Raw genomic sequence first — 25,923 nt, forward strand, 5'->3', positions numbered from 1 at the left:
CAAGTATTATATTTACGAACACAAAAGTATAAAATATCCTTATGATAACAAGTGTTTTTAGAAAATCTACACCGTTAAATTTTTCATTGGTCGTAATTTTAATGCTGGTTTTCTTTTTATTATTCCAATTTCAGGATTTATCTTGGACAAGTTCCTTTTTTTCGATCTTAAAAAAAGGGGGATTGTTCTGTGTTGTAGTTGCTTCTGTTTTTATTACCGATTTTGTTGCCAAGAAAAACGGATTGAGCAAAGACAGTACATACACGATTTTTTTTTACTTTTTATTCTTATTATTTTTCCCCTCTGTACTTAATAATACGAACCTTCTTATTGCGAATTTCTTTATTTTATTAGCACTGCGAAGATTGATTTCGTTACAATCGCTGAAAGCATCCAAAGAAAAAATATTTGACGCGTCATTATGGATTTTTCTGGCTACTTTATTTCATTTTTGGAGTATCATCTTTATCGTATTGGTTTTTATATCGATAATTTTTCATGTTTCCAGAGATTACAGAAACTGGATATTGCCTTTCATTGCTTTCTTTATAGCTTTAATCATGTTTATGCTTTTTGCTACAGTATTCAATTTGGATGTTATTGAATACGTTCTGAAGAGTGTGAAAATCAATTTTGAGATCAATTACTTCACGAATAGTTATCAAAATGGTGCTTTGTCAATTTATGCGACTGTTGCTCTGTTTTTTGTAGTTTCTATGTTTTCCACATTGTCAAGCCGCCCACAACTGTTGCATACTTCGTACAAAAAAATCATTGCTTCTTTTTTTATCGGCATACTTATTTATGTAATTTCTGCAAATAAAAGTAATGATTTGTTAGTGTTTACCTTTGCGCCTTTGGCCATGATGGCAACCAGTCATATAGAAATACCTCAAGAAAAATTAAAACAGGAAATGGTACTTTTTGTGCTAATTGCCTGCAGTCTTTTTGTTTTTTTCAGCCAATTATAATTTCTCACCGTAGGCTAAATCACCCGCATCACCCAAACCTGGAACAATATAACTGTGTTCATTGAGCTTTTCGTCTAAAGAAGCAACCCAAAGATGACAGTTTTCCGGCAAGTGTTTTTTCAGATGCGCAATGCCTTCCGGGGCAGCAATCACAACAGCGATATGTATTTCTTTTGGCGTTCCTCTTTCCATTAATTTATTGTACACAGCAACGATAGACTGACCAGTGGCAAGCATGGGATCAACTAGCACTAAATTTTTCCCGTTTATGTCAGCAAGAGCTTGATATTGCACTAAAATATCAAAGTAATCATCATTATTGGGATGATGTCTAAAAGCAGATACAAAACCATTTTCGGCACTGTCAAAATAATTTAGAAAGCCCAAATGTAGTGGTAATCCGGCTCTCAGAATAGAACATAAAACCAGTTGGTCTTTAATTTCAGTGGTATTTTTTACACCTAACGGCGTTTTGATTTCAACGGGTGCGTAATGCAGTTCTTTACTTAATTCATACGCCATTATTTCACCAATACGTTCAATATTTCTTCGGAAACGCATGCTGTCATTATGAACATTCACATTCCGTATTTGTCCTAAAAAATGATTTAGGACACTGTTTCCTTCCGATAAATAATGAATTTGCATGGTTATATTTTTGTAATTAAACTTCTAGTTATTTTTTTATGGTATAAAAGTATAAAAAGTATCTTTGTCTTTTAATATATAAAGATATGTTTTCAAAACTAGCGTACTCCGTATTCGAACAAAGTATCAAGGATTATCATCAATTTGATAATGTTGATCAGCCTATAAACAATCCTTTCGCAAAGGATAAATTTGAACATTTGTTGTATCACAAAAACTGGATTGACACTGTTCAATGGCATTTTGAAGATATTATTCGTGATCCAAATATTGATCCAGTTGCTGCTTTGACTTTGAAAAGAAGAATTGATGCTTCTAATCAAGAACGTACCGATATGGTGGAATATATTGACAGTTATTTTCTTCAGAAATACAGTCATGTTGTGGTAAAAGATCACGCAAAAATCAATTCAGAAAGTCCTGCTTGGGCTTTTGACCGATTATCAATTCTTGCTTTGAAAATTTATCACATGCAAGAAGAAGCTAATCGTGCTGAGGCTTCACAAGATCACAGAGATAAATGTCAGGCGAAATTGAATATTTTATTGGAACAAAGAACAGACTTGTCAACTGCAATTGATGATTTGTTGACCGACATTGCAAACGGAGATAAATTCATGAAAGTGTATAAACAAATGAAAATGTACAATGATGATGATTTGAATCCTGTTTTGTATCAAGCCAAAAAATAAGATGTTTAAAAAAACTTTTTTTGGATCAGAACCTTTGTTTTTTCAGCTGATATACAGCATAACTTTTTTAGGGTTTTTATATGTAATGTACGAAGTTATTTTTCTGGATTACATAGATCAAACGAAACACTTGAAAGGAGTAATTCTTATTCTCTTCGGAATTTTCTACTTTAGAATGTCTCGCAATCAAATAAAGAAGTAATAGGAAATAAAAATTATTCTGGTTAAAAAATGTCAAATACTATCAAGCATATAGCCGTCATGAGACTTTCTGCAATGGGAGATGTCGCCATGACGGTTCCTGTTTTACGGGCTTTTGTAAACCAGCATCCACAAGTTAAAATCACGATTATTTCCAGACCGTTTTTCAAACCTTTTTTTAAAGGAATTCCGAATCTTTCTTTTTTTGCTTTTGATGAAAAAGAACGGCATAAAGGATTTCTTGGATTGTTGCGTTTGTTCCAAGATTTGAAAGCTTTAGAAATTGATGCTTTTGCTGACTTACACAACGTTCTTCGTTCTAAAATCATCCGAAACCTTTTTGCTTTAAGCGGAAAAAAAACAGCTTCAGTTGATAAGGGAAGAGCAGAGAAAAAAGCATTGACCCAACCCGAAAATAAAGACTTCCAGCAATTGCCTACTATGTTCGAAAGACATATGAAAGTGTTTGAACAACTTGGTTTTACTATTGATTTATCCCAACCAGAATTTCCTGAAAAAGCAGTTTTGAGTCCGGAAATTTTAACGGTAATTGGAGCAAATCATCAGAAACTAATTGGAATAGCACCTTTTGCACAATACGATTCTAAAGTCTATCCGTTGGATTTAATGCAGGAAGTAATTAACAAATTGGCTTTGGATACAACCAATACCATTTTACTTTTTGGAGGTGGAAAAAAGGAAATCGAAATCTTGGATTCACTTTCTGTGAGTAAAGAAAACGTAATCAATATGGCGGGGAAAATTAAGTTTCAGCAGGAATTACAGCTCATTAGTAATCTTGATGTCATGCTTTCCATGGATTCCGGGAATGCGCATATTGCTGCAATGCTCGGTGTAAAAGTCATCACGCTTTGGGGAGCGACACATCCATATGCAGGATTTTCACCATTTAATCAGCCTATTGAAAATGCATTAGTTTCTGATAGAAACCTATTTCCTAAACTACCAACTTCGGTGTATGGGAACAAAAAAGTTGCAGGTTATGAAGATGCGATGCGAACGATTACCGTTGATGCAATTCTTAAGGCACTTTAACGGTAGGTTATACATTTAGAACTTATTATACATTTTTAATTTTTGAAGTAATTTTCATGAAATGAGAATTTTAACACATTTATAACATTAACACATAATTGTGTAGTGAGAAAAATACTATTTTTGATTTTGAGATGTTCAGCTTAAACCGTAAAGTAAAGACTAAATAAAAATGTTTATTTGTTAGTTCAACTTTTTGGAAATACTTTGAAATATTCCATTAACAAAAATATGAAACTATTTATGTCAAAAATTACGGTAACAATTGCAATTTTGTTGATTTTCTCTTTTTCTGCGTTTTCTCAAAAAAATAAACTTTCCGGTATTTTGACCGCTGGAAGTGAAAAAACCCCCATTTACAATTCAGTTGTTGCTTTATTAACTCCGGTAGACTCGGTTTTATACCAATTTACGCGATCAGACAAAGCGGGTAAATTCAGCCTTAATAATGTAAAACCTGGGAATTACATTGTAATGACATCGCACAGTCAATATGCGGATTATTTAGATGAAATTACCGTGACTTCAACTGATAAAGATTTAGGAACTATTGCTTTGATGAGCAAAATGGAGCTATTGAAAGAGGTAATCATAAAAACGGGATCTATCAAAATTAAAGGCGATACTACTAGTTACAGGGCTAGTGATTTTAAAGTTGATGCCAATGCCAATGTTGAAGAATTATTGAAAAAATTGCCGGGAATACAAGTAGATAAAAATGGAACTATCAAAGCGATGGGCGAAACAGTAGAAAGAGTACTGGTTGATGGCGAAGAGTTTTTTGGTGATGATCCTGGCATGGCTGTAAAAAACTTACGTGCCGATGCTATAAAAGAAGTACAGGTTTTTGATAAGAAAAGTGATCAAGCTGAGTTTACAGGAATAGATGATGGCGATTCCAAAAAAACAATAAATCTGAGATTAAAAGAGGATAAAAAGAAAGGCTATTTTGGTAAGATAGATGGAGCAAACCAACCCGCTACCGACGCCGATTCCAGATATAATAGTAATATCATGGTGAGTAGTTTCAAAGGGAAAAGAAAGCTTTCGGCATTTTTATTAAATGGAAACACGGGGCAAGATGGATTAAGCTGGCAGGACAGTGACAAATTTGGTGGAGGAGACGGAAATGTCAGCATGAGTATGGATGATGATGGAAATGTAAATTACGAATGGACAGGCGGCGATAATGATGACGAACCTTATGTAGACACTCAAAACGGTTTTATAAAAAATACCAATGCAGGATTGCAATACAGCAATAAATGGAATGACAAACATTCCTTAAATTTATCACCAAAATACAACAGACAAAGCTACCAAAACAATAGTAGTAGGAATACACAAACACAAGTAGGAGCGACTCAATTGAATGAGAATAGAGAGACTGCTAGTCATGTAAATAGAGACAATTTTAAGCTTAATGCGGTTTATGATGTAAAAATAGATTCTGTAAACACCCTTAAATTTACAGCTAAAACTAATTTTTATAATACTGAAAGTGATGAGTTTACGACCGGAAATACCACAGGAAGCGATGGATTATTAAGGAACAAACAGGAACGATTATTTACCACAAAATCAGATAAGCAATCCCTGTCAGCAAGTGCTTTGTTTAAACATAAATTTGTAAAGCCACGCAGAACCCTTTCTATCAACAGCAGTTGGAGTACATTGAATACGAATGCTAACAATTTTTTAAAATCGGCTAATGAGAGTTATGAAGGAGGCGTTTTTGCCTTTGGTAATGAGGTAGATCAAAATAAAATTGGAGATAAAAGCAATCAAAATCTTGCTTTGAATGTAGCCTATACAGAGCCTATAGGAAAGAAACTTGCTTTGCAATTATCCTACCAAATCACACACAATACAGGTAATAGTAACTTTGTGACTTATGATTTTTCAGACCTAACAGGAAAGTATGATGTAATAGTAGATTCACTATCAAACCAGTTCAAGCAAAGCATTACAACAAATAAACCCGTTCTAAAATTAAGTTATAATGCCAAAAAAATCAATTATAGTTTTGGTAGTGGTTTTGGTTTTACCTCATTTGATTTGCAAGATCAAACTTTAAATAAGGAATACAAACGCAGTTTTACTAATTTTTTCCCAAGTGCAAATTTTTCATACAAGTACAAAAGCAACAGCAATTTGCGTGTAAATTATCAAGGTGCAACAAGACAGCCTACTATTGACCAATTACAGCCTTTACGAAACAACCAAGATTTTTTTAACCAAGTGCTGGGAAACCCAGATTTAAAACAATCTTTTACAAATAGCATCAATGTTTCTAACAATAGTTACAGCATTTTGACCGAAACTAATTTTTATCAAAGCATCTCTTTTAGAACAACCTCAAATTTGATTTCTTTCAATAGAGATATTGATCCTGAAAGCGCAAAAACAATTAGTACACCTATAAATACAAATGGTAATTTTTCAGCCAATTTGTATATGGGTTACGGGTTTAAGGTCAAAAAAATAAACATGTATGTTAATCTTAGTCCTTCAGTAAATTACAATAAATCGGTTAATAGCATTAACAGACAAATCAATAACTCGAATATTTTAAGTTCTAATTTTTCTGTTTATTTGAATAAATCCAAAGAAAAGAAATACGATATCAATCTAAGTAATACTTTCTCAAACAGCCGTAACAGTACTTCTCAAAACAATGAAGTAAAATCATTTAACACCAATAACCTTGGTTTAGACGTTGCAGTTTATTTTAGAGAAAAATGGAAATTATCAACAGATTATAATTTATATTCTCGCCAAAAAACAGTTGATTTTCAAACCAATCTTACCAATCAATTGTGGAATGCCAGGTTTCAACGTACCTTTAAGAACGATGAGTTTACGGCTTATGTAATGGTGCGCGACATTTTGAATCAAAACATAGGTATTAGCAGATTTGTTTATGAAAACACAATTGGAGAAGAGCGAAATGATAGACTCCGACGCTATGCTATGGTAGGTTTTACATGGAATTTTAAAAATAAAAACGGTATGGAAAAAAAATAAAGAAGCCCATATAGGAATTGTAATTCAACTTCGAAAAATGTCAATATTTTTAAAATAAATCATCTCACTACTTTAAAATACAACCCAATGAAATCAATATATTTTTATATCACATTATTTGTTTTTACTACAGGATCTTATGCACAGCAATTTGTAGATAAGGCTGTAATTGAGTATGAAGTCAATACCAATCTCAAAAAAACAATGAGCAATGACAGTTGGGATGAGATGATGAAAGAGAACTTATCCGACTTAAAAATATCGTATTACACGTATACTTTTGAAGACAATAAAAGTGTGTATAAGTTCGACAGATGGAGTCCAAAAACTAGAATACCAAAACATGAGAAAGAAGCTGACGAAGAAAACACTTGGTTCTTTGATTTTACAACCAAAAAAATGAACCTACAAAAACAAATTGTGGGTACTAATTTTGTAATTGCAGATAGTATTCCCAACATTGAATGGAAAATCACAAACGAGCGCAGAGAAATAGCGGGCTATAATTGCCGAAAAGCGGTTGGAAAAATATTTGATGATGTTTATGTGTTTGCTTTTTATACAGACGACATAACCATTACCGGCGGTCCATGTAGTATAAATGGTTTACCGGGTATGATTTTAGGACTTTCAATTCCTAGATTGTATACGTCATACATAGCAACTAAAATAGATTTAAAAATCAAAGATAGCGCTGTGATTAAACCTATTACAGCTAAAAAAACTTATGATTTTAAAGAACTAAAAACATTAATAGAAGAAAAAACAAAGGACTGGTATACGTACGGAGAGGACAAGGAAGAGAATAAAAGACAAAAAAATATGTTCTTGTGGAATGCTTTTTTGTAATATTTTGTCTGTAAATCAAATTACTGATTGTTGAAAATGAAGTCTTAAAACAAGATTGTAATTAAAGCCAAATTTTTTCCTCTTGACAACGCTTCAAAATATATCTTTTTAAATTCGAAATAGTTTCCTGATAATTTGGCTCATCATACCCAAAACGGTCGTGTTCGGCTTGTTCTTTTTCGAGAGCATCGCAGCCTTTTAAGACTTCTTTAAGCATATCAAGCATCGCTAATTCTTTGTTGTTTGTTTTTTGAAATTTGAATTCCACAATTTCATCTTGTAATTGTTCACAATATTCCAAAAGTTGTGCTACTTCTGGTTCGTCAAGAAGGGAAGGGTTGTTTTTGAATATTTCTCGAATGGACTTCATAATGAAAGTAGTTAACAGTCTCAGTTTTGTTTAAAATTTAAAAGGAGTTAACGTTGCTTAATTCTCCACTTTTTAAACACTAAAATAAGTATTTTTTAGTAGTACATTGTGTATTTTGGTCTCGATGGTGATCATATAATTCGCCGTCCAGATAATTAAAAAAATTGAATATATTTCCGTGCGATTGGTTATAATTTTTAATAGATTCCTTCAACACGAGTCTCATTATGTATGCGCTGCACGATATTCCAGCTGTTGACAGTAGTTTTTTACTTATTCTACTTTTATATTTTTGTATTAATTAGTTCTTTGCTCAATTCCCAAATTGTACTTTTTCCGAACTCTCCATAATAAGAAATGTATTTTCCGTTTTTATCTATGATTACAGCGCTAGAACAAGGATAATGCAATTTAAAAAATAAATTTTCTACTAATTGATTCTTATCGTTTTCCCATTTTACTTGCTTTGGGTGATAATATTGTAAGTTTTCATCATCTTTATAAATCCAAAAATGACTGTAACTTCCTATTTTATTAAGTTTTTTTAAATAATCATGATCAAAAATATTCCAAAAAGATGTACTTTCTGTTCCATTACATCTATCTTTTCCAGGATAATATACAATTACGATAAGATTATTACTTAATTCTTTATCTGATGAAAGAGACTTTTTTAAATTATTAAAAATACTATCATTAAGTTGTCCATAGTTTTTTCGAGTAATTAGTAAAGATGTTTTCAGCGTGTCATTTTCAAAATGTAAATCCAAATTTTTTTGAAAATTTAGCTGCTTATAAAAATTCGATTCTGATATTTCTTCAAGATTTTCATTATAAAAAACTTTCTTTTGTACTTGCGAAAAACTAAAATTAACAATTGAAATTAGGATTAGTATTGAATAGTATTTTTTCATTTTCAACTTTTCTTGTGGTAATAAAAGACAAATTATTTCTATAACATAGTAAAACTGCCCTAAAACAGGATGGATAGGAATGTACTACTATTCTGCTAATATAGTAAAAATCAAAACCTCCCTAAAACATAAAACTTCCCTTTTCAGAGAAGTTTCATATATAAGCAATTTATCTTTTAAACATCATCATAATCTACATAGATAGTTTCTGAGGTTGGATGCGCTTGACAGGTAAGAATCAAACCATCGGCGATTTCTTTGTCGGTAAGGATGGAGTTTTTAGTCATTTCGGCAGTTCCGGAGGTAACGCGAGCCAGACAGCTGCTGCAGATTCCGCCTTGGCACGAATACGGAGCATCAATACCTTGCTTTAAAGCGGCATCAAGAACGGTTTGTTTTTGTGACATTTCGAAAGTTGTTTCCTCGTCATCCACCATGATAGTGATTTTTGAATGGCCACCTAACGATTTTTCTATTTTATTTTCTTTGGTTGAAGAAGCAAATAATTCGAATTTAATATTAGATTCTTTTACATTATGTTCCTTCAAAACTCCGGAAACAATATTGATCATATCTTCCGGTCCACACAAATAGAACTTATCAAATTCCAATTCTTTGTGTTTGTTATTCAGAACAAAATTCACTGTCGATTTTTCAATTCGTCCAAACAAAGCAGGTTCTACTTTGGCTTGACTGTATACGTAATGAACAAAAAGTCGTCCTACATATTGCAATTGCAAATCATGTAATTCTTGGTGAAAGATGGTTTCTTCTGGCGTTTTGTTCCCGTAAACCAATACAAAAGAACTTTTCGGTTCGTTTTTCAATACTGATTTTAGGATAGACATTACGGGTGTAATTCCACTTCCGGCAGCAAAAGCCGCGTAGTTTTTTTGTCGGTCCGCTTGCGGTTCAAAAGTGAATTTTCCTTCCGGTTTTCCCACTTCAAGAACATCGCCAGCTTTGAGTTTTGTATTGGCAAATTGAGAGAAAGCACCGTTTGCGACCGCTTTCACAGCAATACGCAATTCTCCGCTGTCAGGAGCTGAGCATATAGAATACGCACGACGAATTTCTTCACCGTCCAAGGTTAATTTTAGATTGATATATTGACCGGCAACAAAAGTATAATTCGCTTTTAATTCCTCAGGTACGTTAAAAAGTATGGAAACAGCGTCTTTGGTTTCGCGTTTTACTTCTTTTATGATTAATTTCAGAAAGGATGACATGATATTTTTTTTGCAAATATACTAAACAGAATAGGTTTTTTGAATTCAAAATATTTGAAAATTTCAATACCTAAAACTATTATGTATAAGAATCTTATGTATATTTGTTTTTCAAAATGAGATCGCTTAGTGCCTCGCAATGACAAAAAAATGAAAAACTCACAATTATACAAAGGAAGTCTGAATACGATTATCATGAAATTGCTGGAGGAAAACGGTAAGATGTACGGCTATGAAATTACCCAGAAAGTAAAGACGATTACCCAAGGTGAACTGAACATCACCGAAGGCGCTTTGTATCCGGCTCTCCACAAACTGGAAGCCGAAGGTTTGCTGGATGTAGAAATCGAAAAAGTGGATAATCGCATGCGAAAATATTACAAACTGACGGAAACCGGTCAAAAAGAAACCGTTAACAGACTCTCAGAACTCGAAGATTTCATTCGAAACATGCAGAGTTTAGTGAACCCAAAGCCTAGTTTAGAATTTTAATTTTTTGAAGATGAAACTAACCACCCAACAAATCGCTCAAATAGAAGAAACCTTAGTTTTAAATGGTCTTGTTTATCAGGATGTCAAATTAGAATTATTAGACCACATTGCCTCAGAGATTGAGGAGAGATTGAGTAGTGAAAAAATGTCATTCGACATTGTTTTTAAAGCAGTTTTTGAGAAATGGGAACAATCGCTTGAAATTTCATCTAGCGGTAATTGGTTAGGAGCTTTTTTTAAAGCGCCAAGAGTTGTAATTGAAAAATTAGTTACTTATTCTAAAATGCAAGTAGTATTTATATTAATGTCAGCTCTTGTTTTTGGTTTTGTTTTAGCTCTTATTGTTTCAAATATTCAATCACAACAAACTTTTAATAGCCTAAACTTAGGGTTAAAAGGAGCGTATTTGATATTGGTTTTAGCCACTGTTTTAGGTTTGTTTTTAATATGGTATTCTAAAATAAAAACAACTTATGGGAGGTTATTTCTTTACAGAGGTTGGCTCGTTTTTTTATTCTTTTTTCAGTTCAATATCAACAATGAACCACTAAAACATTTCGATAATAATAATTCCTTTTTATATAATTTTATTAGTTGTCTTTTAATAGGTTTCCCCTTTACTTATTCTTTTTTTCAATTATTATTGACTGTCAAACACTACAAAATAGTCAAAAAGTTAAAATTGGTGTAGTCTTATTTTCGTACTATTAAGTATTTTACTTTTCATCATTTTTAAATTAATCCCATCTAAAACACAAACCTATTTAAAACAAACCTACCCGGAATTTAAATTAGAAAATTTGTAACGTTTTCTTATTTTGACTACATATTACAAAACCAAAATAACCAAACTATGATTCAAAAATTCCTTTATCTCGAATGGAAAGCTTTTTTTAGGTCAGCTTCCTTCGCAACTAATTTGGCTTTGAAAATCCTGATGGGTTTTGTCGCCGTTTATTTCCTTTTAATTTTCTTAGCAGTAGGAGTTGGGGCCTTTTATATTCTGAAGAAAATGAATCTGGACCCAATTGTTACCGTGAATCAATTCATGATTTATTATGTATTGATGGATTTAATTATCCGATTGCTGTTGCAAAAAATCCCGGTGATGAACATTCGCCCGATGTTGATTTTCCCCATAAAAAAATCGACAATTGTTCATTTCTCACTAGGAAAAACGGTTTTGTCCTTCTTCAATTTGGTACACGCTTTTTTTCTGATTCCGTTTTGTGTTGTTTTGATTATCGAAGGCTATGATGTACTCTCCGTAGTGCTTTGGTACACTGCCATGTTTTCGTTGCTATTTATCAACAATTTTTTGAATATTTTACTGAGTAATAAGGATAATTTATTCGCCATTTTCTTAGCAATAGCAGCTATTTTAGGAGGATTACACTACTACGGACTCTTTAATATCACGGAAATTACAGCGCCATTTTTCAATGCTATTTTCAATACGTATTGGGCTTTTGCAATTCCGGTTTTGGCTTTAATCACGATATATTATGTTACTTTTCAGTATTTCAAAAAGAATTTATACCTCGATGCGGGATTGTCAAACAAACACGATGTTGCCAAAACAGAGGAGCTGACTTGGTTAAACCAATTTGGAACCATAGGAACCTTCTTAAAAAACGATATCAAATTAATCAAAAGAAACAAACGTTCTAAAACCACTGTTGGATTGAGCGTCATGTTCCTTTTATATGGGCTTCTTTTCTTCACTAGTAGTATTGAAGCTTATAATAATCCTTTAATGCACATTTTGGGCGGGATTATAGTTTCGGGTGGATTCTTAATTACTTTCGGACAATTTGTGCCGAGTTGGGACAGCGCTTATTACCAGTTGATGATGACACAAAACATTCCGTACAAAGGCTATTTGAGTTCTAAATGGTGGCTGATGGTAATTGCTACAATTGTAACCACAACCATAGCGTCATTCTATCTCTATTTAGGGGTTCATGTTTATTTAACCATTGTCGTGGGTGCGATTTATAACATTGGAGTCAATTCTCATTTGGTTTTATTGGGTGGAGCATATACTAAAACACCAATCGATTTGAGTTCCGGGAAAGGCGCTTTTGGTGATAAAAAAGCATTCAATATTAAAACGATGTTGATTTCTATTCCACAGTTGGCTTTGCCCGTTTTACTGTATTGGCTGGGTTCAAAATATGCAAATCCAAATGTAGGCTTAGCGCTGGTAGCAGGTACAGGAGTGATTGGATTTGCATTCAAAGAGAAAGCATTTTCCGTGATTGAAAAAATCTATAAATCAGAGAAATACGCGACCATTGCTGCTTACAAACAAAAAGGATAATCCAGGGATTAACGAAATCAACAAATAACCGAATAAACTTTTTCAAAAATGATACAAGTAAACAACCTTTCGAAAACATACAACGGAACAACCGTATTAAAAATAGATTCTTTAGAAATAAAAAAAGGCGAAAGCTTTGGATTAGTGGGCAATAATGGTGCTGGGAAAACCACTTTTTTTAGTCTTTTATTGGATTTAATCCAGCCATCCACGGGAAATATTATCAACAATGACATTCAGGTAAACACCAGTGAAAACTGGAAACCCTTCACCGCTTCTTTCTTGGACGAAAGTTTTTTAATTGGCTACTTAACGCCCGAAGAATATTTCTATTTCATTGGCGATTTACGCGGACAAAACAAAGCCGATGTAGATGCTTTATTGGCCACACACGAAGAATTTTTCAACGGAGAAATTCTTAAAAACAAGAAATATTTACGCGATTTATCCAAAGGAAACCAGAAAAAAGTGGGTATCATCGCCACTTTAATCGGGAATCCGGAAGTGATTATTCTGGATGAACCGTTTGCTAATTTAGACCCAACCACACAATTCCGATTAAAAAAAATTATCAAGGATTTAGCTGACAATCCGGAAGTAACCGTACTGGTTTCCAGCCACGATTTGCTGCACACCGTTGAGGTAAGTGACAGAATTGTCGCGCTGCACAAAGGCGAAGTGGTCAAAGACATTCAAACTTCTCAAGAGACTTTAAAGGAACTAGAACTGTTTTTTGCGGTTTAAAATTCAAGCAACAGACTCAGACAAAATTTTACCGCTAATTTGCGAATTGTATACTCCAATGCGTTTATACAATTTGTGAATTAGCGGTTTTATTTTGGCGTAACCCGAAGTCTCGTCCCAAAAGCCGAGACTTCGCGTCGGGCTGTCCGCTGTATCCACGCAAAAAGCGTGGGATGCCGCTTCCATCCCTTACGCACGTCAGGAAAACCCAAATATAACGTCATAATTTTCACGATAGCAAAAAGAAATGTATTTTTACCAGTGCATATACTAAAAAGTATATTTAATAGTTAATTGATAAAAACGTTTTCCATTGAAAATCAATATATTTAAACCGTTATCTTTCTTGTTGTTTTTTGCTTTTTTGGTAGCCTGTTCTACTAAAAGAGACACCTTTATGGCTAGGAATTCCCATGCTTTAAGTACTAAATATAATATTTTATACAACGGTAAAGTTGGCTTAGACAAAGGAGTTCAGACGTTAAACACTAACAGCGATGATGATTTCTGGCAACTTCTGCCGATAGAAAAAATGCAAATCGTAGAAGATTTCACTTCCACAACAAAACCTAAAAATACTGATTTTGAATTGGCAGAAACTAAAGCCACCAAAGCCATTCAAAAACACTCGATGAACATTGGCGGAAAAGAAAAAAACAGTCAAATTGACGAAGCGTATCTGATGCTTGGAAAAGCCAGATATTACGACCAACGATTTGTTCCTGCGCTAGATGCATTCAATTATATTCTGTACAAATATCCAAACAGCAGCCGAATTTATGAAGCCAAAATTTGGCGAGAGAAAACAAATATGCGTCTGGGAAATGATGCTTTGGTCATAAAAAATATCAGTAAATTATTAGAAGATCAAGACGTAAAAAAACAAGTTTTTGCAGATGCAAACGCACTTTTAGCTGCTTCTTTTTTAAATTTAGAAGAAAAAGACAGCGCCGTTGCTAAGATAAAACTCGCCATCGAATACACGAAAGTAAATCAGGAAAAAGCACGATACCGTTTTGTTTTGGGACAATTGTATCAAGAATTGGGATACAAGGACAGTGCTGTTGCTTTGTATCAATCCGTGATTGACATGAACCGAAAAGCAGACAGGAAATTTGTAATTCAGGCGCATGCCAAAAAAGCGGAATTGTTTGATTATCAAACAGGAGATTCGGTTGCATTTGCAAAAACATTCAATAAATTGATTCAAGATCGTGAAAATCGTCCGTATAAAGATTTGATTTTTCATCAAATGGCGGTGTTTCATGACAAACAAAACAATCAGAAAACAGCATTGGAACTTTACAACGCATCGTTACAAACCAATTCAAAAGACACGTATTTAGTTGCGTCAAATTATAGAAATTTAGGAAATCTCTATTTTAGAAATGCGGAATATTCAGCCGCGGCAAAATACTATGACAGCACATTAGTTAAACTAAATACCAAAACAAGGGAATTTGGAAAAATCCAAAAAATAAGAAACAATCTCGACGAGGTGATTTTGTATGAAGCATTGGCAAAACGAAATGACAGTATTTTAAATGTGATTGCGATGAATCCTATGGATCGTTCGGCTTATTATGAAAAATACATTACTAAATTAAAGGAACAAGATGAGGTTAAAAGGCTTTTGGAGGAAAAAAACAAAGCCAAACAGGAAAACATGAACAGAAACAATTCGATTAGTTCGATAGATCCTGTTGCCAGTCAAGATGCCATAAAATCAATTCGAAAATCACCCATGGCTCCGCCTACTATTGCTAGTGCGGTTTCTCAATCAGCAGCGGGTAGTTTCTATTTTTATAATCCTACAACGGTTGCTTTTGGAAAAGTAGAATTCAAAAAAAATTGGGGCGAAAGAACCTTAAATGGCAATTGGAGAATTGCATCGGCAAATGCAAATCCAACAGTAGTTGATTCTTTGAGTGTAAACAAACAAACTATTGGAGCGGAAGCGAACCCAAATAAAATAGTCGAGCAATACACGACTGATTTTTATCTGAAGCAACTTCCAACCGCACAAATAGAATTAGACAGCATCAACAAAGAACGCAATTTTGCCTATTACCAATTGGGAATTATTTACAAGGAAAAATTTAAGGAAAATAATTTGGCTATCACTAAATTTGAGCAATTATTAAACAACAATCCAGAGGAAAAACTGGTGCTTCCAGCGATGTATAATTTGTATAAATTATATCAAATCACCGATATAAATAAAGCTACAGCGTTAAAAAATAAGATCTCAACGCAATTTCCGGATTCTCGTTATGCACAAATAATTAATAACACAAATCCAAACGGAATTTCTCAAAACGAAACGCCGGAAAGTGTGTATAATAAGTGGTATAAGGCATTTCAACAAGAACAATTTGTTAGTGTATTGGAAAATTCAGACGCTTTGATAAATCAGTTTTCAGGTGAGGAGATTGTATCTAAATTTGAGTTGCTAAAAGCAAATGCCATTGGTAAACTGAAAGGACTTACGGGTTACAAAAATGCATTGCAAGTGGTGGCGGATAATTATCCAAACAGTGAAGAAGGGAAAAATGCACAAGTTATCCTGACGGAACAAATTCCTTTTTTAGAAAAAATGGAGTTTAAATCAACTGATTCAAATAATTGGAAAATTCTATACCGAGTAGGTTCTCGTGACGATAAAAATACCAAAGCATTAGAAGAAAAAATCAAATTATTCATTGCGAGTGAAAATCTTCAAAAGTTATATTATTCCTATGATATTTATACGGACAAAGAAAATTTCATTGTCATTCACGGAATAAAGTCACGGGTTTATGCGGATGATATTGCGCTGATTTTAAAAGAAAATACAAAATACAAAGCAATCGAACCTGCAATTGTAGTTTCGGGCGAGAACTATAAAGTGATTCAAATTAAGAAAAATCTTGAAACGTATTTAGTACCAACAAAAGAGTAATTATGTTTGATAAAAAACAAAAATCCTACACTGATCTTTTGGGAAAAACCAATCGAATCGTGGAGGGAACAACCATAAAAGGCGATATTATTTCGCAAGCTGATTTTAGATTGGACGGAAATTTAATAGGTAACTTTCAGTCGGCCGGGAAAATTGTCATTGGTCCTGCGGGAAGTGTCGTTGGTGATATTGTTTGCAAAAATGCAGACATCGAAGGAAAATTTGAAGGGAAGATTCAAGTTACGGAAGTCCTTAATGTAAAAGCGAAGGCCAGCATTCATGGCGAAGTGTCCGTAGGGAAATTATCCGTGGAACCTGGTGCTGATTTCACCGCTTCTTGTGCGATGAAAACTAATATTAAAAATCAAAACTCGAATAATGGACAACAAAACTCCAAATAAAAACAATTTTAATAAATGGTTGGTATTTCTGGGGATTCCGTTCCAAATGGGAGTTGTCATTTTCGCATTTACTTATTTTGGGATGTGGCTGGATGAAAAATATTCAGATGAATCCTCTTCCTTTTACACTATTATATTATCGTTATTGTCTGTTTTTATAGCACTTTATAACGTAATTCGCCAAGTTAAAAATATTAATAATAATAACGAATGATCAAAGTTTTCTCGTTTCTGAAGTATTTAGTGCCCTTCACACTACTCTTATTTTTTGCTCAATATTATGGCACAGCGTCAATCAGTCAAGATCATGATTTCTTTTATGCTACTTGGAGTATCTATCTTTTCCTGTTTGTAACCACACTTTTAATATATGTATTGTTACTTTTTGTAAATGCTAATTTTCCGGATTTCACCGGTTTTGCGTTTCTGGGCACCACTTTCGTGAAAATGATGGCGGCTGTTGTTTTTTTGATTCCATTGATTCAATCAGAAGGGCGAGAAACTAATTTGGATATAGCGGCTTTTTTCATCCCTTATTTCCTATTTTTGCTTTTTGAAACAGTTTTTTCGGTACGATTAATAAATAAAAGATAAGTTGCTTGAAAATAATGCAATACGATTGTAAAATTCATTTTTTAAAATCATCATTATAATTTTCAATTTTGAATTAAATATGTACCTTTGCAAAAAATTTTAAAAACGTAAAATCAGATACACAATTAATAATGGTAATTTCAAAAAAATCACTTCAATTCCTGTTAGTTACTTTTCTAGCGTGTATGCCGTTGGTTACTTTCGCAAATCCAACCGCGGATAGTCTTCAAAATCACACTGAAAACGCTGCTCCAGCTGCAGAAGCACATGGAGAAACAGGTCATTCTGCTGAAAAAGAATTCAATGCCACGGAATTGATTAATGATCACATTGGTGATTCTCATGAATTTCACATTGCGGATTATGATGGTCATCCTATTACGTTTTATCTTCCTGTAATATTGTGGACGAACAATGGATTGGAAATTTTCTCTTCTGAAAAATTTCACCATGATAATGATGGTCACCATATTGTTGATGTGAACGGTCAAAATTTAGTTCGTTTCAACGAAGTTATTTTTTACGCAGATAAATTTGAAAATTTAACTGAAGACCAAAGAGAAAACGGTGCTTTCGCATTTGATGCCAGACCACTTGATTTTTCAATCACTAAGAATGTTTTCTCGATGTTGATGTCAGCTCTTGTATTGTTCTTTTTGTTTCTTGCTGTTGCACGTTCTTACAATAAAAATAAATTGGCGCCAAAAGGAATCGCTGGATTTCTTGAGCCGTTAGTGATATTCGTTAGAGATGAAATTGCTATACCTAATATTGGAACAAAAAAATACGCGAAATATATGCCGTATTTATTGACTATATTTTTCTTTATCTGGATTAACAACCTTATTGGATTGATTCCTTTTTTTCCTTTCAGTTCAAACCTTACCGGAAATATCTTTTTTACGTTTGTATTAGCATTGATTACTTTTATTGTAACTTCTTTCAGTGCCAACAAAGATTATTGGAAACATATTTTTATGCCTCCAGTTCCTAAAGCATTGTATCCTATTATGATTCCTGTAGAAATTATCGGAATGTTGACAAAACCTTTTGCATTAATGATTCGTTTATTCGCGAATATTACTGCAGGACATATTATCATCTTGAGTTTAGTCTCATTGATTTTTATATTCAAAACAGTAGCTGTGGCGCCTATTTCTGGAGCTTTCGTATTGTTCATGAGTGTACTTGAAATGTTGGTTGCGGCGTTGCAGGCTTATGTCTTCACGTTGTTGACAGCATTGTTTATTGGTCAGGCTGTAGCAGAGCATGATCATCATTAAAATGTGTTTTATTAATTATTAACTATATTAAATTTAGTATTATGGTATTAGCTGGAATCGGAGCTGGATTAGCTGTTATTGGTGCAGGTCTAGGTATTGGAAAAATTGGTGGTTCTGCAATGGACGCTATTGCTCGTCAACCTGAGGCTGCTGGAAAAATCCAGACTGCTATGATTATTGCTGCTGCACTTATTGAAGGTGTTGCACTTTTCGCAGTAGTTGTTGCGTTGATCGCAAAATAATTAAAGCTTAAAACTTCCTGATACGGTTGGTATCAGGGAGTTTTTATTTCTAAAACAAACTTTTTAAATATAAAAATATGAATTTAACAGCACCAGAGAGTTTAATTTTTTGGACCTCGATCATCTTTATAGTTTTCTTTATTCTTTTAAGAAAATTCGCTTGGAAACCAATTCTTGGCGCAGTAAAAGGTAGAGAAGATTCAATCAATGAAGCGTTATCTTCAGCAGAAACTGCTCGTAGAGAAATGCAAAATCTTACTGCAGAAAACGAACGTATTCTTCAGGAAGCAAGATTAGAGCGCGACTCTTTATTGAAAGAAGCGCGTGAAATGAGAGAAAAAATGATCGCTGATTCTAAAGCTGATGCACAAGCAGAAGGCGCAAGAATGATTGAGCAAGCTAAAACAGCTATCTTAGCAGAAAAAAATGCGGCTATGGCAGAATTGAAATCACAAGTTTCATCATTGTCATTGAGTATTGCTGAAAAAGTATTAAAAGATGAATTATCTAACAAAGAAGCTCAAACAAAATTGATTGAGAATATGTTAGGTGAGGTTAAATTGAACTAATTATGGCAAGTACAAGAGCAGCAATTCGTTATGCAAAAGCAATTTTGGACTTAGCAAACTCAAAAAATGTTGCCGAAGCAGTAAGCAGTGATATGAAAACTATTGCTACCACTATTAATGGGAATTTAGAATTGAGTACTTTTATTCAGAACCCTACCATTAAAGTTGCGGTGAAAGAAAATGCATTGTTAGAAGTTTTTGCAGGTATCAATGGCGTAACTAAAGGGTTGTTTCATTTGTTATTTGAAAACAAAAGATTCGAAATATTAGGTGCAATTGCTACTGAGTATGGTAAATTATCTGACTTAGAAAATGGTATTGAGTTGGCACAAGTGACTACTGCTATTCCTATGGATGCAGCTTTAGAAGCACAAGTTTTAGCGAAAGTAGCAACACTTTCAGATAAAAAGATAACAATTGAAAACATAGTAGATCCTGCAATTATTGGAGGTTTTATTTTGAGAATAGGGGACAAGCAGTATAATGCTTCAGTTGCCAACAGATTACAAGTATTAAAAAGAGAGTTAAGTAATTAGTTTTATTGCACATTTAAGTGTCTAAATTATAAATTAAGATGGCGGAAATCAAACCTGCTGAAATTTCAGCAATATTAAGAAAGCAAGTAGAAGGTTTTGAATCTGGTGCTACACTAGAAGAAGTAGGAACCGTACTTCAGGTTGGAGATGGTATTGCTCGTATTTACGGGCTTTCTAATGTTCAATATGGAGAGTTAGTTGAATTTGACAATGGATTAGAAGCTATTGTTTTGAATCTTGAAGAAGACAATGTAGGTGTGGTACTTTTAGGACCATCTACAGGAATCAAAGAAGGTTCAACTGCAAAAAGAACACAACGTATTGCTTCTCTTAAAGTAGGAGAACAAATGGTAGGTCGTGTAGTAAACACTCTTGGTTTTCCAATTGATGGAAAAGGACCAATCGGTGGAGATTTATACGAGATGCCTTTGGAAAGAAAAGCTCCTGGAGTTATCTTCCGTCAGCCCGTTACTGAGCCATTACAAACCGGTATCAAAGCAGTAGATGCAATGATTCCAGTAGGTCGTGGACAACGTGAGCTAGTTATTGGTGACCGTCAAACAGGTAAATCAACTGTTTGTATCGATACTATCTTAAATCAAAAAGAATTTTATGATGCTGGGAAACCAGTATTTTGTATCTACGTTGCTATTGGACAAAAAGCTTCTACTGTAGCAGGTATTGCGAAAATGTTAGAAGAAAAAGGTGCAATGGCGTATACTGTTATCGTTGCTGCAAACGCATCTGATCCAGCTCCTATGCAAGTATATGCTCCTTTCGCAGGTGCTGCAATTGGGGAATATTTTAGAGATTCAGGTCGCCCAGCTTTAATTGTTTATGATGATTTATCTAAACAAGCTGTTGCATACCGTGAGGTTTCTCTTTTATTAAGAAGACCACCGGGACGTGAGGCATATCCTGGAGACGTTTTTTACTTACACAGCCGTTTATTAGAGCGTGCTTGTAAAGTAATTGCTGATGATGGAATTGCTAAAAACATGAACGATTTGCCAGATTCATTAAAATCAATTGTAAAAGGTGGTGGTTCATTGACTGCTTTACCAATTATTGAAACTCAAGCTGGTGACGTTTCTGCATACATCCCAACAAACGTAATTTCGATTACAGATGGTCAAATTTTCCTTGATGGAGATTTGTTTAACTCTGGGGTTCGTCCTGCAATTAACGTAGGTATCTCGGTATCTCGTGTTGGAGGAAATGCACAAATTAAATCAATGAAAAAAGTAGCAGGTACATTAAAACTAGATCAAGCACAATTCCGTGAATTGGAAGCGTTTGCTAAATTTGGTTCTGATTTAGATGCAGTTACTTTAAACGTAATTGAAAAAGGAAAAAGAAACGTTGAAATCTTGAAACAAGGTTTGAACGACCCATATACTGTTGAAGACCAAGTTGCAATTATCTATGCTGGTTCTAAAAACTTATTGAGAAATGTTCCTGTGAACAAAGTAAGAGAATTTGAGAAAGATTTCTTGGAATTCTTAAACAACAAACATAGAGCTACTCTTGATGCGTTGAAAGCAGGAAAATTAACAGACGAAATTACAGATGTAATCGAAACTGTAGCAAAAGAATTATCAGCAAAATATAACTAAAAAGTACTAAGTGATAAGTATTAAGTATCAAGATTTTCTGGGTACTTAATGCTTAATACTTAAATCTTCATACTTACAAAAAAATGGCAAATTTAAAGGAAATCCGTAATAGAATTACTTCCGTTTCATCGACGATGCAAATTACATCGGCAATGAAAATGGTTTCTGCAGCAAAGCTAAAGAAAGCACAAGATGCAATCACAGCTATGCGCCCTTATGCCGAAAAATTAACGGAATTATTGCAAAATCTTTCTGCTACACTAGAAGGTGATGTTGGTGGTGAATATACAACACAACGCGAAATCAAGAAAGTACTACTTGTTGTAGTTACTTCTAACAGAGGTTTGGCAGGTGCTTTTAATACCAATGCAATCAAAGAAGCTAAAAGCCGTGCTGAATTTTACGCAGGGAAACAAGTTGATATTTTTGCTATTGGAAAAAAAGGAAATGATGTTTTAAGCAAAACATTACCTGTTGTAGACAATCAAAGTACTGTTTTTGATGATTTGACTTTTGATAATGTGGCTAAAATTGCTGATTCACTAATGGAGAAATTCGTTGCCGGTGAATACGACAAAATTGAGTTGATTTACAATCAATTTAAAAATGCAGCCACACAAATCGTTCAAACAGAACAATTTTTGCCTTTGGCATCTTTAAAATCTGATCTTACGGTTACTCCGGGAGATTATATTTTTGAGCCATCTAAAGAAGAGATCGTACTGACTTTGATTCCAAAATCATTGAAGACACAATTGTACAAAGGGATTCGTGATTCATTTGCTTCAGAGCACGGAGCGCGTATGACCGCGATGCACAAAGCAACAGATAATGCAACCGAATTGAGAAATCAATTGAAATTAACATACAACAAAGCACGTCAGGCTGCTATTACTAACGAAATCTTAGAGATTGTTGGTGGAGCAGAAGCGTTGAATGGATAATTTATTAATTCAAAATATTTAGAGAGCCACGCATAGCGTGGCTCTTTTTGTTTTAATTTTATACTTTTAAACAATAGCATTAAGAATGAATTTACAACTTAGGGAACTCACAACAAAACAAGAAATGTTGGCTCAATATGAAGTTATGCAACATTTATACACCAATTTCACTTTAGAAAAATACGATTCCTATCTTACGGAAATGATTCCGCATAATTATAAGCAAATCGCCGTTTTTGAAAATGAGCTTTGTGTTGGACTCTCAGGATTGTGGTCCGGTATCAAACTATGGTCTGGTAAATATCTGGAAATTGACAACTTTATTGTGCATCCAGAGCATCGCAAAAAAGGAATTGGTAAAATGATGACGGATTATGTCGATGCTAAAGCAAAAGAACTTGGCTGTACCATGATTGTGTTAGATGCTTTTACCGGAAATTTCACCGCACATCGGTTTTATTATAACCAGGGTTATATTCCTAAAGGATTTCATTTTCTTAAGATTTTAAACGAAGAAGGATTAAGCTAAATCGTGAATTATGAAAGGATATAAAATAATTAGTTTCTTATTGATTACGGCAATTAGCCTAACTTTTTGTGCTATGAAACAGGAATTTCAAACAGAATTTCCTCAAGAAATACAATCGGTTTTTTATCAGAAAATAAAAAAAGGTACGGAAAGAAGCGTGATCAATTTTTATATCGAATTCAAAAATCCGCTGTCAGCAAATATAAAACTGGAAAAAATCTATTTTCACAATCAAGAATCTCTAGTTCAGGAAATTACACCAAAAGACTTTAAATCTACTTTTTTCCAAAGCAATAAAAAGGAAGATTTGATTATGGATAAAAATCCTGCCAAAGAATATGGCAATAAAGCACCAGTCGTTTCAAAATCTAAATTCAATTTAAAACTCAATGAAGCAGTTTTGGAATATAAGAAAGACAGTAAAACCCTTTTTTATAAAATATTGAATGTCCAAGAAAAGCCATTAAGATAACTGCGCATTAGAAAAGCTTTTGTAATTGATTTTTCTCTTTCAAAACAAACATTCACATCAGCGGTTTAAACCAAAGAATTAGTTATTTTTGTTTCCTTAATTATAATAAATACACCATTTTGGGATTATATAAAAATCTTTTTAAACAGACCGCCATTTACGGATTAGCAACGGTTGTGCCGCGAATGTTCAGTTTTTTATTGGTGCCATTATACACAGATTTACTCCCAAAAGCGGAATATGGGAAGGTTTCCATCATTTTTGCCGGAATGATTTTCTTCAATGTCATTCTTTCGTATGGAATGGAAACCGCTTTTTTTAGGTTTTATAACAAAGAGAACAATAAGAATTCAGTAGTTGAAACTACCTCCGTTTCTATTTTTTGGACTTCCATAGCGTTTTTATTCGTAGCCTTATTATTCCGAAATACGATATCGAGTTGGTCTAAAATTGACGAACAATACATAAGTTACACGATTTGGATTTTAGTACTCGATGCCTTGGTGATTGTTCCCTTCTCTAAATTAAGAGTCAATCAGCAACCCGTAAAATATGCGATAATCAAAATAGGGAATGTAGCCGTCAATCTGTTTTTGAACCTTTTCTTTTTGAGTTATTTACCCGCGATTGCAGAATCAAATCCTGACAGTATCTTACGTTCTTTATATTTGGAAGATTTTCAGATTGGCTATATTTTTGTATCCAATATTGTTGCCAGCTTACTTACTTTTATAGTGTTGTCACCCAATTATTTCAAACTGAAATGGCATTTTGATTATTCGCTTTGGAAACGGATGATGCAATACGGTATGCCCATAATGGTCGCCGGAATCGCATTTGCCATCAACGAACAGTTCGACAAAATTTTATTGGGCTATTTATTACCTCCAGATATTGCCGATGCTGAAGTAGGAGTGTATTCCGCCTGTTACAAGCTCGGTTTGTTCATGGTTTTGTACCGTACCGCCTATACATTGGGAATAGAGCCTTTCTTTTTCAGTCACTCGGATAGTCAGGATGCACCACAAACGTATGCTACAATTACCAAATATTTTGTCATTTTTGGGTCTTTTATATTATTATCCGTGATTGTTTTTGCGGATGTATTAAAAGTCATTATGATTCGGGATGAGTCCTATTGGGAAGCCATGAAAGTAGTGCCTCTGATTATTCTGGCCAACTTTTTCTTAGGAATTTATACCAATCTTTCCGTTTGGTACAAACTAATTGACAAAACTCATATTGGTGCCTATATTTCTATCGTGGGAGCCATAATCACACTCGCCTTAAATTACCTATTAATTCCAACAATGAGTTATTATGGGTCGGCAATTGCCACTATTGCGGCGTACGGAAGCATGATGACCATTTCTTATTATTTTGGAAATAAATATTATCCCATTCCGTATGATACCAATAAAATATTCATGTATCTACTGATTTCAGTAGGGTTTTCGGCAGTTTCCTTTTATGGTTTTAGAGAGAATTATTACGTAGGAATCACGTTGTTACTGGTGTTTATGTATTTTATATACCACAATGAAAAAGAATTATTAATCAAAATGTTGAACCGAAAAAAGAATTAGAACCTAGTTTTTAGGAGCTATTTCCTGCTATTCGTTGCAATCTTTTCCTTTTTAAAGAAAAAAGGAAAAGGATTTCCACTGCTATCAGGGCTAAAAATTCGAAAACAGTACAAAAGAATATGTTGATACAAGTCACAACTTGTCCCTCCTGTATTCCTTTTTTAAATAAAAAACAATGACAATAAACATCATCAACAAATCACAACATGCCTTGCCTAACTATGAAACCATAGCCTCGGCAGGAATGGACTTACGAGCCAACTTATCGGAATCCATAACACTAAAACCACTGGAAAGAGCTATCGTAAAAACAGGTCTTTTCATCGAATTACCCATAGGTTATGAAGCACAAGTTCGTCCAAGAAGCGGACTGGCTGCCAAGAATGGAATCACGGTACTTAATGCTCCGGGAACAGTAGATGCCGATTATCGTGGCGAAATTGGAGTTATTTTAGTAAATTTATCCAATGAAGATTTCGTTATCCAAAACGGAGAGCGCATTGCCCAGCTTATCATCGCAAAACACGAACGTGCGGAGTGGATCGAAGTTCAGGAATTGACAGAAACCTCCAGAGGAGAAGGTGGTTTTGGAAGTACTGGAGTGAAATAAATTTAATAATTTAAAGATTGAAAAATTTAAAGATTTGTGATAATTTTTAAATTTTTCAATCGTTTAATCTTTCAATAAAAAAAC

27 protein-coding genes are annotated in these 25,923 nt (G+C 33.8%); 23 read left to right on the forward strand and 4 right to left on the reverse strand.

The features are described from left to right. Window positions 1-41 precede the first annotated feature (41 nt). On the forward strand, window positions 42-971 hold the full coding sequence (locus tag DR980_RS11110) for a DUF6427 family protein (RefSeq protein ID WP_113636138.1): 930 nt from the start codon (window positions 42-44) through the stop codon (window positions 969-971). Here the strand turns inward: DR980_RS11110 and upp are convergent. Next, entirely contained in the window at window positions 966-1,619 is a 654-nt protein-coding gene (upp, locus tag DR980_RS11115) for a uracil phosphoribosyltransferase (RefSeq protein WP_113636140.1), read from the reverse strand. The genes DR980_RS11110 and upp overlap by 6 nt on opposite strands. Window positions 1,620-1,705: 86 nt before the next feature. On the opposite strand from upp, the gene DR980_RS11120 reads away from it, so the two are divergent. The 4 genes from DR980_RS11120 to DR980_RS11140 all read left to right on the forward strand — a co-directional run bounded on the left by DR980_RS11120 (window position 1,706) and on the right by DR980_RS11140 (window position 7,444). Then, window positions 1,706-2,311 carry a DUF4254 domain-containing protein gene (locus DR980_RS11120; RefSeq protein ID WP_113636142.1) on the forward strand — a complete coding sequence of 202 codons (606 nt, stop codon included), beginning with the start codon at window positions 1,706-1,708 and terminating at the stop codon, window positions 2,309-2,311. Between the two features lie 261 nt (window positions 2,312-2,572). Continuing rightward, complete coding sequence (locus tag DR980_RS11130) at window positions 2,573-3,568, forward strand: glycosyltransferase family 9 protein (protein ID WP_113636146.1); 996 nt, start codon at window positions 2,573-2,575, stop codon at window positions 3,566-3,568. Between the two features lie 243 nt (window positions 3,569-3,811). Next, on the forward strand, window positions 3,812-6,595 hold the full coding sequence (locus tag DR980_RS11135) for an outer membrane beta-barrel family protein (RefSeq protein WP_167400560.1): 2,784 nt from the start codon (window positions 3,812-3,814) through the stop codon (window positions 6,593-6,595). A gap of 87 nt (window positions 6,596-6,682) precedes the next feature. After that, window positions 6,683-7,444, forward strand: coding sequence for a GLPGLI family protein (locus DR980_RS11140; protein ID WP_113636150.1), 762 nt, complete (start codon window positions 6,683-6,685; stop codon window positions 7,442-7,444). A 61-nt stretch (window positions 7,445-7,505) separates the two neighbouring features. Here the strand turns inward: DR980_RS11140 and DR980_RS11145 are convergent, their stop codons facing one another. The 3 genes from DR980_RS11145 to DR980_RS11155 form a co-directional block, all read right to left on the reverse strand. Next, on the reverse strand, window positions 7,506-7,814 hold the full coding sequence (locus DR980_RS11145) for a hypothetical protein (RefSeq protein ID WP_113636152.1): 309 nt from the start codon (window positions 7,812-7,814) through the stop codon (window positions 7,506-7,508). A gap of 284 nt (window positions 7,815-8,098) precedes the next feature. After that, complete coding sequence (locus DR980_RS11150; RefSeq protein ID WP_113636154.1) at window positions 8,099-8,728, reverse strand: hypothetical protein; 630 nt, start codon at window positions 8,726-8,728, stop codon at window positions 8,099-8,101. A 176-nt stretch (window positions 8,729-8,904) separates the two neighbouring features. Then, window positions 8,905-9,957 (reverse strand): ferredoxin--NADP reductase, encoded by a 1,053-nt coding sequence (locus DR980_RS11155; RefSeq protein ID WP_113636155.1) that lies wholly within the window; start codon window positions 9,955-9,957, stop codon window positions 8,905-8,907. 150 nt (window positions 9,958-10,107) lie between these two features. Between DR980_RS11155 and DR980_RS11160 the strand changes: the two genes are divergently transcribed. From DR980_RS11160 to dut, 18 genes are all read left to right on the forward strand, one after another. Next, complete coding sequence (locus tag DR980_RS11160; RefSeq protein WP_113636364.1) at window positions 10,108-10,449, forward strand: PadR family transcriptional regulator; 342 nt, start codon at window positions 10,108-10,110, stop codon at window positions 10,447-10,449. 10 nt (window positions 10,450-10,459) lie between these two features. After that, complete coding sequence (locus tag DR980_RS11165) at window positions 10,460-11,140, forward strand: hypothetical protein (RefSeq protein ID WP_113636157.1); 681 nt, start codon at window positions 10,460-10,462, stop codon at window positions 11,138-11,140. Window positions 11,141-11,302: 162 nt separating this feature from the next. Next, a complete protein-coding gene (locus DR980_RS11170) occupies window positions 11,303-12,772 on the forward strand; it encodes a DUF5687 family protein (protein WP_113636159.1) in 1,470 nt (489 codons plus the stop codon). Between the two features lie 48 nt (window positions 12,773-12,820). Next, window positions 12,821-13,516 carry an ABC transporter ATP-binding protein gene (locus tag DR980_RS11175; protein WP_113636161.1) on the forward strand — a complete coding sequence of 232 codons (696 nt, stop codon included), beginning with the start codon at window positions 12,821-12,823 and terminating at the stop codon, window positions 13,514-13,516. A gap of 364 nt (window positions 13,517-13,880) precedes the next feature. Further along, window positions 13,881-16,457 (forward strand): type IX secretion system periplasmic lipoprotein PorW/SprE, encoded by a 2,577-nt coding sequence (gene porW, locus DR980_RS11185; RefSeq protein WP_449404195.1) that lies wholly within the window; start codon window positions 13,881-13,883, stop codon window positions 16,455-16,457. Between the two features lie 2 nt (window positions 16,458-16,459). Further along, entirely contained in the window at window positions 16,460-16,858 is a 399-nt protein-coding gene (locus tag DR980_RS11190) for a bactofilin family protein (protein ID WP_113636166.1), read from the forward strand. Then, window positions 16,836-17,072: an AtpZ/AtpI family protein gene (locus tag DR980_RS11195; protein WP_113636169.1), complete on the forward strand. Its 237-nt coding sequence runs from the start codon at window positions 16,836-16,838 to the stop codon at window positions 17,070-17,072. Before DR980_RS11190 ends, DR980_RS11195 begins: the two co-directional genes overlap by 23 nt. Further along, window positions 17,069-17,452, forward strand: a complete 384-nt coding sequence (locus DR980_RS11200; protein WP_113636171.1) for a hypothetical protein — start codon at window positions 17,069-17,071, stop codon at window positions 17,450-17,452. The genes DR980_RS11195 and DR980_RS11200 overlap by 4 nt, the downstream gene beginning before the upstream one ends. Before the next feature lie 131 nt (window positions 17,453-17,583). Beyond that, window positions 17,584-18,735 carry a F0F1 ATP synthase subunit A gene (gene atpB, locus DR980_RS11205; RefSeq protein WP_113636173.1) on the forward strand — a complete coding sequence of 384 codons (1,152 nt, stop codon included), beginning with the start codon at window positions 17,584-17,586 and terminating at the stop codon, window positions 18,733-18,735. 41 nt (window positions 18,736-18,776) lie between these two features. After that, on the forward strand, window positions 18,777-18,977 hold the full coding sequence (atpE, locus tag DR980_RS11210; protein ID WP_031453874.1) for an ATP synthase F0 subunit C: 201 nt from the start codon (window positions 18,777-18,779) through the stop codon (window positions 18,975-18,977). Between the two features lie 77 nt (window positions 18,978-19,054). Continuing rightward, a complete protein-coding gene (locus DR980_RS11215; protein ID WP_113636175.1) occupies window positions 19,055-19,546 on the forward strand; it encodes a F0F1 ATP synthase subunit B in 492 nt (163 codons plus the stop codon). A gap of 2 nt (window positions 19,547-19,548) precedes the next feature. Next, window positions 19,549-20,082, forward strand: coding sequence for an ATP synthase F1 subunit delta (gene atpH, locus DR980_RS11220; RefSeq protein WP_113636177.1), 534 nt, complete (start codon window positions 19,549-19,551; stop codon window positions 20,080-20,082). A gap of 38 nt (window positions 20,083-20,120) precedes the next feature. Beyond that, a complete protein-coding gene (gene atpA, locus DR980_RS11225) occupies window positions 20,121-21,698 on the forward strand; it encodes a F0F1 ATP synthase subunit alpha (RefSeq protein ID WP_113636179.1) in 1,578 nt (525 codons plus the stop codon). 83 nt (window positions 21,699-21,781) lie between these two features. Beyond that, window positions 21,782-22,642: an ATP synthase F1 subunit gamma gene (atpG, locus tag DR980_RS11230; RefSeq protein ID WP_113636181.1), complete on the forward strand. Its 861-nt coding sequence runs from the start codon at window positions 21,782-21,784 to the stop codon at window positions 22,640-22,642. An 85-nt stretch (window positions 22,643-22,727) separates the two neighbouring features. After that, window positions 22,728-23,171, forward strand: coding sequence for a GNAT family N-acetyltransferase (locus tag DR980_RS11235; protein ID WP_113636184.1), 444 nt, complete (start codon window positions 22,728-22,730; stop codon window positions 23,169-23,171). A gap of 10 nt (window positions 23,172-23,181) precedes the next feature. Next, window positions 23,182-23,643: a hypothetical protein gene (locus DR980_RS11240; protein ID WP_113636186.1), complete on the forward strand. Its 462-nt coding sequence runs from the start codon at window positions 23,182-23,184 to the stop codon at window positions 23,641-23,643. 119 nt (window positions 23,644-23,762) lie between these two features. Beyond that, window positions 23,763-25,229 (forward strand): lipopolysaccharide biosynthesis protein, encoded by a 1,467-nt coding sequence (locus DR980_RS11245; protein ID WP_113636188.1) that lies wholly within the window; start codon window positions 23,763-23,765, stop codon window positions 25,227-25,229. 175 nt (window positions 25,230-25,404) lie between these two features. Next, window positions 25,405-25,839, forward strand: coding sequence for a dUTP diphosphatase (gene dut, locus DR980_RS11250; protein ID WP_091166424.1), 435 nt, complete (start codon window positions 25,405-25,407; stop codon window positions 25,837-25,839). Window positions 25,840-25,923: the final 84 nt, after the last annotated feature.

The sequence above is a fragment of the Flavobacterium psychrolimnae genome (genome assembly GCF_003312425.1).
Lineage (GTDB): Bacteria > Bacteroidota > Bacteroidia > Flavobacteriales > Flavobacteriaceae > Flavobacterium > Flavobacterium psychrolimnae.